Raw genomic sequence first — 14,198 nt, 5'->3', positions numbered from 1 at the left:
CGGGCGTTGGCTGCGCGTACGTCCGGGTCGGCCACCGCATCGCGGCTGACGGAGATGTCTTTCGCGGCGTTCATGCGGCTTCCTCCAGCCGGAAGCTCGCCAGGTTGATCTGCTGCAGTCCCTGGCTTTCAAGCCAGTAACGCTGGAGCAGGTTGCCCAGCACCTGACTGCGGTAGGCCGCAGAGGCGCGCATGTCCGAGATGGGCGAGAACTCGGCGCGTAACGTAGCGATGGCGTGCTGCACAGTGGTCTGCGTCCAGGGTTTCTCCGTCAGCGCCGCCTCGGTCTGGATGGCACGCACCGGCGTGGCGGCCACACCGCCCGCACCGATGGAAGCAGTGACAACGGTGTTGTCTTCAATCCGCAGATTGATTGCCAGGCAGACGGCGGAAATGTCGTCGTCGTAGCGTTTCGAGATTTTGTAAACCTTCATGGCCTCCCGGGGCTGCGCCTTGGGCACCTTGATCCAGGCAAGCACTTCGTCGGGCGCCATCACGTTCTTGCGGTAGCCGGTGTAAAGCGCTTCCAGCGGCATTTCGCGGTGGCCGCGCACGCTCATCAGGACGATGTTGGCCCCCAGCGCAATCAGCAAGGGCATGGAGTCGCCAATCGGCGAGCCGTTCGCGATGTTGCCGCCCAGCGTGCCGGAATTGCGTACCGGCAGCCCGGCAAAGCGGGCCGCGAAGTTGTGCAACTGCGGCCGGTCTTTGACCAGCGCCGCATAGGCGTCGGCCAGTGTCACGGCAGCGCCGATGGCGATGTGATGCGGGTAGTCTTCAATGCGGCGCAGCTCCCGCACTTTGGTGACATCCAGCACTTCGCCAAACTGCATATGCTGCTTGGTCACCCACAATCCCACGTCGGTGCAGCCGGCGACCAGCTGGGCGTCGGGGTGGGTGGCGCGGGCCTGCAGCAAGGCTGCCAGTGTTTGTGGAGATGTGTAAGCCAAATCGGCCTGCAGCCCAATAGGGACGGGCGCAAGCAGCTCCAGTTTTTGTAGCAAACCGGCTTCGTCGATCCGGACGGGAGGCAGGCTGCCCATGGCCTGTGCGGCCTCCAGGATGGGCCGGTAGCCGGTGCAGCGGCAGAGGTTGCCCGAAAGTTCTTCCTGCGCGAGCTCCCGCGTGACAGGCTCGCCCTTGCAGATGTGGTTTTGGTACATGCCGAACAGGCTCATCACAAAGCCGGGGGTGCAGAAGCCGCATTGGGAGCCGTGCTTGTCGACCATGGCCTGCTGGGCAGGATGTAGCTCTGGTTCAACCCCTTCCCCCTCGCCAGCAGGGGCCGCGGAACCGGCTTTGCCGGGCCGCAGGCGCAGCGCCCCCTCGGGGGGCAGCGCATTACACGAAGCCGAAGGCGAAGTGAAAAGCGTGGGGGCAATATCTTCCACGGTCCAGACGGCCAATCCGTCAATGGAATGCGCCAGGCGAATGCAGCTGTTAATGGCGCGGTATTCGAGCTTGCCGCCGGCCGCCTCGCCCAGCACCACGGTGCAGGCGCCGCAGTCGCCTTCGCCGCAGCCCTCCTTGGTGCCGGTGCAGGCCAGGTCCTCGCGCAGCAGCTCCAGCAGGGTGCGGCTGGGTGGTACATTGCTGACGGAAACAACTTCACCCCGCCTGACGAAGCGGATGGGTCTGGAAAAAGATGGGACAGCCATGCTTCAGGTTAAAACAGTCGCGCCGCGGCCGGCATACAAAAGTGCATATCAACCGCATGGGTGAAAAGGTATGAAAGACCAGGCGCTTTTCGACAAGATAGACCTCCATCTCATCAGGGTCTTGAATACCGTGCTTACCGAACGCAGCGTATCACGCGCCGCCCTCCGCCTGGGCATGTACCAGCCCGCCGTCAGCGCGGCGCTCAAGCGCCTGCGCACGCTGGCGGGTGACCCTATCCTGGTGCGGTCCGGCTCCGGCATGGTGCCTACGGATGCGGGCCTGCGCATGATCGAGCCCTCGGCCAGCATTTTGCGCGCGGCCGGCATGCTGTTCAGTGACGCGCGGGGGTTTGATCCGGCCACCGCCGAGACCACCTTTCGCCTGGCGGCGAGCGACTACCTGGACCCGTCTTTCCTGCCGCAACTGGTGGCACAGATCAAATCCCAGGCGCCGCTCTGCCATATTGAAATCCACCCGCTGTCCGCTGAATCCGACTACCGCATGCACCTGGCGCAAGGCCAGGCCGACATCGTCATAGGCAACTGGGCCGCACCGCCCGACGACCTGCACATGGCGCGGCTTTTCGGCGACGAAGTGGTGTGCCTGGTCGCCAAAGACCACCCGGCGGTGCGCCGCGGCTGGGATGCCACGACCTGGCTGGAAGCCGAACACATCGCCCCCACCGCCACGCACCCCGGCGCCAAGGGTGTGATCGACGAGCATCTCGACACCCTGGGCATGGTGCGCAACATCACGGTGCGCTGCCCGCACTTCAGCCTTATGCCGTCCATGGTGGCATCAAGCTTGCTGGTGATGACCACCGGGCGCCAGTACTGCGAACGCTTTGCCAGCCTGCTGCCGGTGAAAATACTGCCCACCCCGATCGCCTTTCCCCGCATGATGTATTACCAGCTCTGGCACGAACGCACGCACGCCTCCAACTCGGCCCGCTGGCTGCGCGAACGTGTCAAGTCCGTGGCCTCAACGCTACGAAAAGAATAGCTGCTTGCGCCCGTCCTGTATGGGCTGCAGCCAGAATTACCTATAAATCGAAGACAAAACCGGATATCCAGAGACAATGACCGCAGCCCCGCCCCAGACTGACAGCCCGCCCGGCCAGCCGCCGCGGCTGCAGCTTTCCGGCATCACCAAAAGCTACCCGGGCGTGGTGGCCAACAGTGGCATTTCGCTGACGGTGCAGCCCGGTGAGATCCACGCCGTGCTCGGTGAAAACGGCGCGGGCAAATCCACCCTGATGAAGATCATCTACGGCTCGGTCAAGCCCGACGCCGGCAGCGTGGAGATGGACGGCAAGCCGGTGGTTGTGCACAACCCGCACGAGGCGCGGGCGCTGGGCATCAGCATGGTGTTCCAGCACTTCAGCCTGTTCGACACGCTGACGGTGGCCGAAAACGTCTGGCTGGGGCTGGACAAACACCTCACGCTGACCGAGGTCTCGCAGCGCATCATGCAGACAACGCAGGCCTATGGCCTGCAACTGGACCCGACGCGCCCCGTGCACACCCTGAGCGTCGGCGAGCGCCAGCGGGTGGAGATTGTCAGGGCGCTGCTCACGCATCCGCGGCTGCTGATTCTGGACGAACCCACGTCGGTGTTGACGCCCCAGGCGGTCGAAAACCTCTTTGTCACGCTGAGGACACTGGCCGCGCAAGGCTGCAGCATTTTGTACATCAGCCACAAGCTGCATGAAATCCGTGCACTGTGCACCGCCTGCACGGTGCTGCGCGGCGGAAAGGTTTCCGGTTTCTGCGATCCGCGCCAGGAGTCCAATGCCTCGCTGAGCCGTCTGATGATTGGTGCCGAGCCGCCCGCGCTGGAGCACCGCGAAGTGCGCGCCGGCGCCGTGGTGCTCGACGTGAAGCGGCTCGACGTGCAAAAAGAGGACCAGTTCGGTGTCGACCTGCACCAGGTCGCGCTGCAGGTGCGGGCCGGGGAAGTTGTGGGCATTGCCGGTGTATCGGGCAACGGCCAGAAAGAATTGCTTTATGCGCTGTCCGGCGAAGACACCCGCGCCGACAGCGATGCAATCACCGTCAAGGGGCGGCTGGTGGGCAAGCTCGGACCAGGCGGGCGGCGCGCGCTGGGCCTGCATTTTGTGCCTGAGGAGCGCCTGGGTCGCGGTGCCGTGCCATCGCTTTCGCTGGCGCGCAACCTCTTGCTCACGCGCAAGGAAGCTGTGGGCAAAGGCGGCTGGCTCGACCGTGGCGCGCTGAAGGCACAGGCCGCCCGCATCATTGCCGACTACAAGGTGAAGTCCGGCGGGCCGCAGGCGGTGGCCAAGTCCCTTTCGGGCGGCAACCTGCAGAAATTCATCATGGGCCGCGAGATTGACGCGCGGCCTGAGCTGCTGATCGTTTCGCAGCCGACCTGGGGTGTTGACGTGGGCGCGGCCACGCAGATACGCGGCGAACTGCTCAAGCTGCGCGATGCCGGCTGTGCGGTGCTGGTGGTGAGCGAAGAACTCGAGGAACTGTTTGACATCTGCGACCGGCTGTACGTGATGGCCAAGGGCCAGCTCTCGCCTTCGCTGCCTCGCGCCGACGCCACGGTGGAACTGGTGGGGCAGTGGATGAGCGGGCTCTGGGCGCCCGGCACACACCCAACAGAAACAACACACACCACGGCGGAGGCCTCGGCATGAAGCTCGAAATCCGTCCCCAGCCGTCCTCCTTCTGGAGCTATGCCTCCCCGGTGCTGGCCCTGCTGATTACCGTGCTGATCGGCGTAGCGCTCTTCGTGGCACTGGGCAAAGACCCGGTCAAGGGCCTGCAGGTGTTTTTCTGGGAGCCCATCAAGTCGCCGTATGCCGTCGGCGAACTGCTGGTCAAGGCCACGCCGCTGCTCATCATTGCGCTGGGGCTGGCGGTGTGTTTTCGCTCCAACGTCTGGAACATCGGCGCCGAAGGCCAGTTCGTCATGGGCGCGATCGCCGCAGGCGGCGTGGCGCTGCTGGCTGAAAAAACCACCGGTCCCTGGATCGTTCCGGCCATCCTGCTGGCAGGCCTGGCGGGCGGCATGGTGTGGGCCGGCATCACCGCCTTGCTGCGCGACCGTTTCAACGCCAATGAAATCCTGGTCAGCCTGATGCTGGTCTATGTGGCCGACATGGTGCTCAATTACCTCGTCTTCGGCCCCTGGAAAGACCCCAACGGCTACAACTTTCCGCAGACCAAAACCTTCGAGGCTGTGACGCAGATCCCGCGGCTCATGCAGGGTTCGCGCGTGAACATCGGCATTGTGCTCGCATTGCTGGGCGTGGCGGGGCTGTGGCTGTTCATGTTCCGCACGCACGCGGGTTTCCGGCATGAGGTCAGCGGCCTCGCACCGGCGGCGGCGCGCTATGGCGGCTTCTCGTCGCGCCGCGCCTTGTGGCTGGCGCTGCTGACATCGGGCGCCGCGGCGGGCCTGGCAGGCGCGCTGGAGGTGGCCGGCCCCATCGGCCAGCTCACGCCGTACGTGCCGGCGGGCTACGGCTTCGCCGCCATCATCGTGGCCTTTGTCGGGCGGCTGCATCCGGTCGGTGTGGTGTTCTCGGCCATCCTGATGAGCATGTTCTATATAGGGGGTGAGCTTGCGCAGTCGCGCCTGGGCCTGCCCAAATCCATCACCGGCGTGTTCCAGGGCTTGCTGCTCTTCAGCCTGCTGGCCTGTGACACGCTGATCGCATACCGCCTCAAGCTGGCCAGGCCCGTTGCCCTTCCTGTAACCATGCCTTCTTCAACCGACGCCGTGAAAGGAGCCCACTGATGGACTCCACCGCATTGCTCATCGCGGCCACACTGAGCGCCGGCACCGTGCTGGCCATCGCGGCCCTGGGCCTGCTGATCAACGAGAAGGCAGGCATCGTCAACCTGGGCGCCGAAGGCATGATGCTGTGCGCCGCCATTGCCGGCTTTGCCACCGTGGTGCACACCGGCAACAGCTGGCTGGGCTTTGCGGCCGGCATGGCGGCGGGCGCATTCCTGGCCGCGGTTTTCGGTGTGCTGGTGATCTGGCTCAACACCAATCAGTACGCCACAGGCCTGGCGCTCAGCCTGTTCGGCGCGGGTTTTTCGGCCTTTGCCGGCATCAAATACGTGCAAGAGAAACTGCCCGAACAGTCGCAGTACCCGATTCCCTTCCTGGCCGATATTCCGCTCGTGGGCCCGGCGCTGTTCCGCCAGCACCCCATGGTTTACATCGCGATGGCGCTGACGGCCGGGTTGATCTGGTTTTTGTACCGCACGCGCGCTGGCCTGGTGTTGCGCTCGGTGGGTGAAAGCCCCGAGTCGGCGCATGCGCTGGGCTACCCGGTGCGGCGCATCCGGCTGGCGGCCGTGGTGGCCGGCGGTGCGCTGTGCGGGCTGGCGGGCGCCTATGTGTCGGTGGTCTACACGCCGCTGTGGGTGGAGGGCATGATCGCCGGCAAGGGCTGGATCGCGCTGGCGCTCACCACCTTTGCCACCTGGCGCCCGGCACGGGTTTTGCTGGGTGCTTACCTGTTCGGTGGCGTGACCATGCTGCAGTTTCACCTGCAAAGCCTGGGCGTCAATATGCCCACGCAGTTCCTGAGCATGCTGCCCTACCTGTCCACCATCGTGGTGCTGGTCCTGATCTCGCGCAACCCGTTGTGGATTCGCGTCAACATGCCCAGCTCCATCGGCAAGCCTTTTTACCCGGGGGCCTGATGGTGTATTGCCGGCCGATCCGCCGCATAATTGCTTTTTTTCGCCTTTCCGTTCCACTTTTTATTTCAATGTCATTTCCTAAAAACGAAAGCGAGTTCACATGACTGACCTGCAAAAACGTTCCCTGCTCAAGCTGGCGGCCCTGTCGGCCGTGGCGGGGGCAGCCCTGATGGGCTGCGGCAAGAAGGAAGAGCCGGCAGCGGCGCCTGCCGCACCAGCGGCGGCAGCGCCCGCCAAGGTCGAGCCCCTGAAAATCGCTTTTGCCTATGTCGGCCCTGTGGGCGACGGCGGCTGGACCTTCGCGCACGACAACGGCCGCAAGGCCGTGGAGAAAGCCTATGGCGACAAGGTAGTCACCAGCTTTGTCGAAAAAGTACCCGAGTCAGCCGACGCCGAGCGTGTGATCCGCGACATGGCAGCCCAGGGCAACAAGCTGATCTTCGGCACCACCTTCGGCTACATGGAGCCCATGCTCAAGGTAGCAGGCGACACCAAAGACGTGAAGTTCGAGCACGCCACCGGCTACAAGCAGGCCGCCAACATGCGCACCTATGACAGCCGCACTTACGAAGGCGCCTACATGGCCGGCGTGATTGCGGGCAAGATGAGCAAGACCGGCACGCTGGGCGTGGTCGGCTCGGTGCCGATTCCTGAGGTGGTGCGCAACATCAACAGCTTCACGCTGGGCGCGCAGTCGGTCAATCCCAAGGTCAAGACCAAGGTGGTTTGGGTCAATGAGTGGTTCAACCCGCCCAAGGAAACCGAAGCCGCCACGGCGCTCATCAACGGCGGTGCAGACGTGCTGTTCCAGAACACTGATTCGTCCGCCGTGCTGCAGACCGCCGAAAAAATGGGCAAACGCGCCTTCGGCTGGGATTCGGACATGACCGCTTACGGCCCCAAGGCCCACCTGGCATCGGCCATCATCAACTGGGGCCCGTATTACGTGAAGTCCGTGGGTGAGGCCCTTGAAGGCAAGTGGACCGGCAATACGGCTGCGTGGTGGGGCGTCAAGGAAGGCGCGATTGACATCGTGTCGATTGCCGCCGACGTGCCGGACGACACCAAAAAGCGCATTGACGAAGTCAAGGCAGGCCTGAAGGACGGCAGCTTCTCGATCTGGAAAGGCCCGATCACCGACAACACCGGCAAGGAATTGCTGGCCAAGGATGTGGTGGCGGACGACAAATTTCTCGGCGGCCTGAAGACGTATGTCAAGGGTGTCGAAGGCAAGGTTCCCGGCAACTGAGGATAATGGACGCAGCGCCGTGCCTGGGGCAACAGTTCCCGGGCCGGAGCGCTCGCAACGTAGTTTCAAAGCTGCCTTCGGGCAGCTTTTTTTGTTTCTGGAGTTGAAATGACGCCCGCACCATTCAATGTAAAACCCGTGTCCGCGGACCGCCTGCCTGAGCTGCTCAAAAGCATGCCCAAAGCCGAGCTGCATATGCACATCGAGGGCTCGCTTGAGCCCGAACTGATCTTTGCACTGGCCCGCCGCAACGGCGTGAGCATTCCCTACGCCAGCGTTGAAGAATTGCGCAGCGCGTATGCCTTCACCAACCTGCAGAGCTTTCTCGACATCTACTACGCAGGTGCCAGCGTGCTCATCACCGAGCAGGATTTTTACGATATGGCCTATGCCTACTTGCGCAAAGCTGCCGCTGACAACGTGGTGCACACCGAAATGTTCTTCGACCCGCAAACGCACACGGCACGTGGTGTCAGCATGGAAACGGTCGTCAACGGCCTGCACCGCGCCTGCGTGGATGCACAGGCCGGGCTGGGCGTCAGCGCCTCGCTGATCCTGTGCTTTCTGCGCCACCTCAGCGAGGAGGACGCGTTTAAAACGCTGGAGCAGGCCTTGCCGTTCCGCGACAAATTCATCGGTATTGGGCTTGATTCGGGCGAGGTGGGCAACCCGCCTGAAAAATTCGCCCGTGTGTTTGCGCGCTGCCGCGAGCTGGGCTTTCACCTGGTGGCCCACGCCGGGGAGGAAGGCCCGCCCGAATACGTCTGGACGGCGCTTGACGTGCTCAAGGTCGAGCGCGTGGACCACGGTGTGCGCTCCAGCCGCGATGCGTCGCTAATGCAACGTCTGGCGAAAGACCGCATTCCGCTGACCGTGTGCCCACTCTCCAACCTCAAACTCTGCGTATTCCCGGACCTTGCCAGCCACAACCTGCGCGAGCTGCTCGATGCCGGGCTGGTGGCCACCGTCAATTCAGACGACCCAGCCTATTTCGGCGGCTACATGAACGAAAACTTCACGCAGACTTTTGCCGCCACGGGACTGAATGCGCAGCATGCCTATGCGCTGGCGCGCAACAGCTTTGAGGCAAGTTTCATCGAAGCCTCGGCAAAGTCCCGCTATATCGACCGCCTCCATCAGGCCTTCGAGACATTTCAATAAGCCCATCGGCGCGTTGCCCCAAGGCACGGCCTGAATTCAACATGACGGAGAACTGCGTATGGCGTTGACGCCAAAAGAAGGGCAAACCCCGGGCGCCCACAATCCCTGGCCCATCGCGCTGGCGGGGCTGGTGGCGCTGGCAGTGGCCATGGGCCTCGGGCGCTTTGCCTTCACGCCGCTGCTTCCCATGATGCTCAACGACGGCGTGGTCGATTTGCCGACGGCCAGTTGGCTGGCCAGCGCCAACTACTTCGGCTACATGCTGGGTGCGATTCTTTGCACGCTGCAGCCCTGGCTGTGGGCGCGCTTCAAGTGGTTGCCGCACCTGGCGTATTCGTCCCTGGTGCGCGCCGGTCTGGTTGCCACAGGCGTGCTGACGCTGGCCATGGGCTGGCATTTTCCGGCTGCATGGCCGCTGCTGCGCTTTGCCGCGGGCGTGACCAGCGCGGTGGTGTTTGTGTTTACTTCGGGCTGGTGCCTCTCGCAGCTGGCCAAGCGTGGCGTGCCCGCGATGGGCGGCATCATCTACGTCGGGCCGGGCGCCGGCATTTTGGTGAGTGGCCTGTTTGCCACTGGCATGGTCGCCTGGCACTGGACGGCCGCCACGGGCTGGATGATTTTCGGCGTGCTGGCGTTTGCGCTGACAGCCTCGGTGTGGCATGTCTTGCGCGGCGGCGATGAACGCCTGATTGCACTGGCGCCGCGCGCTGCTGCCCGGCCGGGTGATGCGCCGCAGCACCACGGCAATGCCGAGATGACCCTGCTCACGCTGGCCTATGGCCTGGCCGGTTTTGGCTACATCATTACCGCCACTTTTTTGCCGGTGATCGCGCGTGCGGCCTTGCCGGGATCGGCCTGGCTGGACATGTTCTGGCCCATCTTCGGCCTGGGCGTCATGGTGGGTGCGCTGCTGGCCACACGCCTGCCGCCGGGCAAAGATTTCCGCCTGTTGCTGGCCGGCTGCTACTTTTTGCAGGCGCTGGGTATTGCCGCCAGCCTCTGGAGCCCCAGCCTCGCGGGCTTTGCCATCGGTAGCCTGATGCTGGGCATACCGTTTACCGCCATCACTTTTTTTGCGATGCAGGAAGTGCGCCGCCTGAAGCCCGCCACAGCCGCCAGTTTCATGGGCCTTCTGACAGCCACCTACGGTGTCGGCCAGATCCTCGGCCCGCCGCTGGTGGCCGTGCTGCTGCGGCGCACACCCAACGCGGGTGCGGGTTTCACGATGTCGCTGGAAATTGCGGCGGCCTCGCTGCTGGTGGGCGCTGTGGTGTATGGGTGGATGGCGAAGGCTTATCCGGTACTGCCTGCGTTGACGGCTGGCGGCGTAGCGGCGCAGAAGTAAGCGCTTCGCTCATCAGTCAGGACCGGGCTGTTGCACCAGCGCCATGGCAAACTTGCCGCCGCCCACCGACCAGTCCGAATAGTCGTTTTCATGCATGAAGATGAAAACGTCATCGGCGGCAACACCGGCGTTGGTCTTTAAATTGCGCGCGATGGCCGCATAGAGTGCTCGCTTCATCGCGTCGCTGCGGCCGCGCCGCATCGTGATCTCGACGACCACCGGCTGCTCTGAACGTGCCATGCCGTTGAAGCTTCGGTTGAAGAAAAAGTGCTGCGCATCGTAGCTGCTGACCGAATTAAAAAGCTCGTCTTCAGGCATGCCAATGCTGTCGACCAGCGCCTGGTGAATCCCGTCGACGATGCTTTGCCGTTGCTCGGGGCTGGTGCTGTGGTGGACGCTGGTGCGGACAAAAGGCATGTGATTTTTCCTCAATTTAAATAGACAACGATGAATTGAATTTTTCACCGAGCTAGCGCGAATTCTGGCAATCAATGACCGTCAGGAAAAGCGATTTGTTCGCAAGTCATATGTGCCATAAACTCACATAATGATGAAGCGTCATCTCCCACCCTTGAATGCCCTGCGTGCCTTTGAAGCCGCTGCCCGGCTGGGCCGCATGACGGCTGCGGCCGAGGAGCTGTCGGTGACCCCCGGCGCCATCAGCCGGCAGGTGCGCCAGCTGGAGCAGTCCCTGGGCGTGCCGCTCTTCGAGGGCGCCAAAAACAAGCCACAACTGACCGCTGCCGGCGCTGCGCTGTGGCCGGCACTTGCCGCTGCGCTGGATCAGATGGAAGCCGCCGTGCGTGAAGTGCGCAGCAGCGAGGCCGGAACACTGGACGTTTCCTGCTTCAGCACCTTCACCGTCAAGTGGCTGATTCCGCGTCTCTATGACTTCAATGCGCGCCATCCCGATATCGACGTCCGGCTCAGCGCCGCCGAGCGTGTGACCGGTGTGGACCGTGACCGTTACGACCTCGTCATCACGGTAGACGGGCGGGGCAGCGAAAAATCGGCCACCTTGCTGCCGCTGTTTGTGGAGCGCCTGGGGCCTGTCATGGCGCCTGCGCTCGCCGGTCAGTCGAATGTGCACAAAGCGATCGACCTGGCCCGCTTGCCGCTGCTGCACACCCGAACGCGGCGGGATGCCTGGCAGATGTGGTGCGAGTCGCGCGGCCTTGCCCTTCCTATTCGGGACGGTCCTGAGTTTGAGCACTATTACTTCACGCTGGAGGCGGCAGTGGCTGGCCTGGGCGTTTGCATTGCGCCCTGGCACCTGGTGATGGACGATATCCGCGCGGGACGGCTGGTGGCGCCGCTGGGCTTTGAGGAAAGCAGCTACCAGTACGTGGCCAGGCGCCGGGCCCGGGCGAATGTGCGGCTGGACAAATTCTGCGATTGGCTGGAAAAACAGGCACACGAAGCTCCCGCGCCCTGAAGCCGCTATTGGCCGGTAAATCCCCCGAAATCCCGCTATTGGCCGCTGGCCGTTAAAATCAGGGCTTGCGTGCTGCCTCGGCGCGCCGGCATTTGCTTTGTTTCCGGGGCCATGTAGAGGACTACCATGTATAAAAACCTCGCGACCCCCGGTCTTTCGGCTTGTGTGGGCGCCTGTTTTATTTCTCCCGCTCAATGTCTCCCTTTGCCCTGGCAATTGCCTGTGGCGCGCTGCGGCTATGGCGCTGCGAAAGCCGCGCCATGAGCTACCAGGTCAAGGAAATTTTCTACACGCTGCAGGGCGAAGGCGCCAATGCCGGGCGGCCTGCGGTGTTCTGCCGTTTTGCGGGCTGCAACCTGTGGACGGGCCGCGAGCAGGACCGTGCTACGGCCGTCTGCCAGTTTTGCGACACTGACTTTGTAGGTACCAACGGCACATTGGGCGGCAAGTTCGCTGATGCCGATGCGCTGGCGCAAAAAATTGAAGCGCAGTGGCCGGCGGGCGACAGTGCGCACCGCTTTGTGGTGATGACAGGCGGCGAGCCCTTGCTGCAGGTTGACGCGGAACTGATTGCCGCGCTGCACGCCCGTGGTTTCCAGATTGCAGTGGAAACCAACGGCACCATCGCCGCGCCGGAAGGCATCGACTGGATCTGCGTGAGTCCCAAGGCCGGGGCACCCTGGGTGCAGCGCGCGGGCCAGGAGCTCAAGGTGGTGTGGCCGCAGAGCAGTTTTGACCTGGCAGAACTTGAAGCCGCCGACTTCACCCACCGTTACCTGCAGCCTATGGACAACCCGCAGCGGCAGCAGAACACCGAAACCTGCATCCAGCTGTGCATGGCACGCCCGGCCTGGCGCCTCAGCCTGCAGACCCACAAGATCACGGGCATCCGATGAGCACAACAAAAACCACGGCAGCCCCCATGCGCTGCGAAATCAGCCAGACTTTTTACTTTGATGCAGCCCACACGCTCAAGCGTGTCATCGAAGCCGACAGCAGCAAGCGAGTGCACGGCCACACCTACAACGCCGAAGTTTTCCTCGCCGGCGTGCCTGACCCGGTCACCGGCATGGTGATGGACCTGGGCCTGGTGCGGCGCGAGATCGAGGTGCTGCGCGAGGAACTGGACCACCACCTGCTCGACGACGTGAAAGATCTGGGCCCGCCCACGCTGGAAAACCTGTGCCAGTTCATCTTCCGCAAGCTGGACGCACGCCTGCCGGGCTTGACTTCGGTACGGGTCTGGCGCGCCTCGCTGGGCGACGGCTGCCGTGTGAGCCGCTGAACCCGGCTGTCCGGCTGGCAACAAGCCCAATAGGCCTTATCGGGTTTTGAATATTCAGCCCGCCGGTGACTGGGTTAATCTTGCAGCCATGAAAGCCTATCGCGCCGCCCTCCTGTACTTTGCCGCGCCTGCGCAGGCCGTTTATGAGGCTGATGGCCTGCTGGTGACCGGGCCCGATGCCGAAGGCCGCCAGGTGGTGCAAGCCGTCGGCAGCTACCACGCGCTGGTTTCCGGGTTTGCCGAGGTGCCCACCGAACACCTGCCGGGCCGCCTCATCGCGCCGGGTTTTGTCGACATGCACGTTCACTATCCGCAGCTGGACGTGATCGGCTCGCCTGCCGAAGGGCTGCTGCCCTGGCTTGAAAACTATACCTTTCCAGAAGAAAAACGCTTCGCAAGCCAGGATCACTGTGCGCAAGCAGCTACGTTTTTCATAGCAGAACTGCTTCGCAACGGGGTCACCACGGCGCTGGCTTTCGCGACCTCGCATGTGGAATCCGTCAACGCGCTGTTTGCCGAGGCACAGAAAAACCAGCTGCGCCTCATGACCGGTAAATGCCTCATGGACCAGAACGCTCCTGACGGCGTGCGCGACGAAACGGTGCAAAGCCTGAGGGATACCGAAGCGCTGATCCAGCGCTGGCATGGCGTGGACCGGCTGGGCTACGCCATCACGCCGCGTTTTGTGCCCAGTTGCAGCGAAGCGCAATTGCGCGGCGCCGGCGAGCTGGCCGCGAAATACCCGGACGTGTGGATCCAGTCGCACGTGGCTGAGAACAAGGACGAGATCGCCTGGGTGTGCCAGCTCTATCCAAAGGCGCGCAGCTACCTTGGCGTTTACGAACAGTTCGGACTGCTGCGCCCGCGGGCCGTATACGCGCATTGCATCCACATCGACGACGAAGACCGCGCCCTGATGCGAAGCACCGGCACGGCGGCGGCCGTGAGCCCGACCAGCAACCTGTTTCTGGGCAGCGGTTTTTTTGACTACGAGGGTGCAGACCGCATCGGTTTCCCCTATGGCCTGGCCAGCGACGTGGGTGGAGGCACCTCGTTCAGCCCTTTCCACACCATGCTGGCGGCTTACTACGTGGGAAGGGAAGGGCAGACCAAAACCGGCCTGTCGCTCAAGCCGCCGCACCTGTGGTGGCAGCACACGGCGGGTGCGGCGCGTGCACTGGGCCTGGAGGGTATCGTCGGTAACCTGCAGCCCGGTTGCGAAGCCGATTTTGTTGTGCTCAACCTCCAGGCCACCCCGCTGCTGGCGCGAAAGACGGCGCAAGCCGCCAGCCTGGACGAGTTGTTGTTCGCGCTGATTGTGTTGGGTGATGACCGGTTGGTTGAGAAAACGGTCATTTCTCAGGCCATTTAGTGCAC

At 63.4% G+C, this 14,198-nt stretch carries 13 protein-coding genes; 11 read left to right on the top strand and 2 right to left on the bottom strand.

Annotation, left to right across the window (positions count from 1 at the left end):
• Positions 1-70: 70 nt before the first annotated feature.
• Positions 71-1,657 (bottom strand): xanthine dehydrogenase small subunit, encoded by a 1,587-nt coding sequence (xdhA, locus tag AC1DYQ_RS20645; protein WP_477688365.1) that lies wholly within the window; start codon positions 1,655-1,657, stop codon positions 71-73.
• 70 nt (positions 1,658-1,727) lie between these two features.
• On the opposite strand from xdhA, the gene AC1DYQ_RS20640 reads away from it, so the two are divergent.
• From AC1DYQ_RS20640 to AC1DYQ_RS20610, 7 genes are all read left to right on the top strand, one after another.
• Positions 1,728-2,660 (top strand): LysR family transcriptional regulator, encoded by a 933-nt coding sequence (locus tag AC1DYQ_RS20640; protein ID WP_477688364.1) that lies wholly within the window; start codon positions 1,728-1,730, stop codon positions 2,658-2,660.
• A 76-nt stretch (positions 2,661-2,736) separates the two neighbouring features.
• The gene (locus AC1DYQ_RS20635) at positions 2,737-4,320 is read left to right on the top strand and encodes an ABC transporter ATP-binding protein (RefSeq protein ID WP_477688363.1); all 1,584 of its coding nucleotides are present in this window, start codon (positions 2,737-2,739) and stop codon (positions 4,318-4,320) included.
• Entirely contained in the window at positions 4,317-5,426 is a 1,110-nt protein-coding gene (locus tag AC1DYQ_RS20630; protein ID WP_477688362.1) for an ABC transporter permease, read from the top strand. The genes AC1DYQ_RS20635 and AC1DYQ_RS20630 overlap by 4 nt, the downstream gene beginning before the upstream one ends.
• Complete coding sequence (locus AC1DYQ_RS20625; RefSeq protein ID WP_477673529.1) at positions 5,426-6,346, top strand: ABC transporter permease; 921 nt, start codon at positions 5,426-5,428, stop codon at positions 6,344-6,346. The genes AC1DYQ_RS20630 and AC1DYQ_RS20625 overlap by 1 nt, the downstream gene beginning before the upstream one ends.
• 100 nt (positions 6,347-6,446) lie before the next feature.
• A complete protein-coding gene (locus tag AC1DYQ_RS20620; protein ID WP_457279855.1) occupies positions 6,447-7,595 on the top strand; it encodes a BMP family ABC transporter substrate-binding protein in 1,149 nt (382 codons plus the stop codon).
• 108 nt (positions 7,596-7,703) lie between these two features.
• The gene (locus tag AC1DYQ_RS20615; protein ID WP_477688361.1) at positions 7,704-8,756 is read left to right on the top strand and encodes an adenosine deaminase; all 1,053 of its coding nucleotides are present in this window, start codon (positions 7,704-7,706) and stop codon (positions 8,754-8,756) included.
• 58 nt (positions 8,757-8,814) lie between these two features.
• Positions 8,815-10,101 carry a YbfB/YjiJ family MFS transporter gene (locus tag AC1DYQ_RS20610; RefSeq protein WP_477688360.1) on the top strand — a complete coding sequence of 429 codons (1,287 nt, stop codon included), beginning with the start codon at positions 8,815-8,817 and terminating at the stop codon, positions 10,099-10,101.
• A gap of 12 nt (positions 10,102-10,113) precedes the next feature.
• On the opposite strand, the gene AC1DYQ_RS20605 is transcribed toward AC1DYQ_RS20610, so the two are convergent.
• Entirely contained in the window at positions 10,114-10,518 is a 405-nt protein-coding gene (locus AC1DYQ_RS20605; RefSeq protein ID WP_477688359.1) for a tautomerase family protein, read from the bottom strand.
• Positions 10,519-10,651: 133 nt separating this feature from the next.
• Here AC1DYQ_RS20605 and AC1DYQ_RS20600 point away from each other — a divergent pair, with 133 nt between their 5' ends.
• From AC1DYQ_RS20600 to guaD, 4 genes are all read left to right on the top strand, one after another.
• Positions 10,652-11,536, top strand: a complete 885-nt coding sequence (locus tag AC1DYQ_RS20600) for a LysR substrate-binding domain-containing protein (RefSeq protein WP_477688358.1) — start codon at positions 10,652-10,654, stop codon at positions 11,534-11,536.
• A gap of 260 nt (positions 11,537-11,796) precedes the next feature.
• Complete coding sequence (gene queE / locus AC1DYQ_RS20595; RefSeq protein WP_477688410.1) at positions 11,797-12,432, top strand: 7-carboxy-7-deazaguanine synthase; 636 nt, start codon at positions 11,797-11,799, stop codon at positions 12,430-12,432.
• Positions 12,433-12,458: 26 nt separating this feature from the next.
• Entirely contained in the window at positions 12,459-12,821 is a 363-nt protein-coding gene (locus tag AC1DYQ_RS20590) for a 6-pyruvoyl trahydropterin synthase family protein (protein ID WP_477672763.1), read from the top strand.
• An 88-nt stretch (positions 12,822-12,909) separates the two neighbouring features.
• A complete protein-coding gene (gene guaD, locus AC1DYQ_RS20585) occupies positions 12,910-14,193 on the top strand; it encodes a guanine deaminase (protein ID WP_477688357.1) in 1,284 nt (427 codons plus the stop codon).
• Positions 14,194-14,198: the final 5 nt, after the last annotated feature.

It is taken from the genome of Polaromonas sp. P1_F4 (genome assembly GCF_056405675.1).
This window is presented reverse-complemented; position numbering and strand designations above follow the sequence as displayed.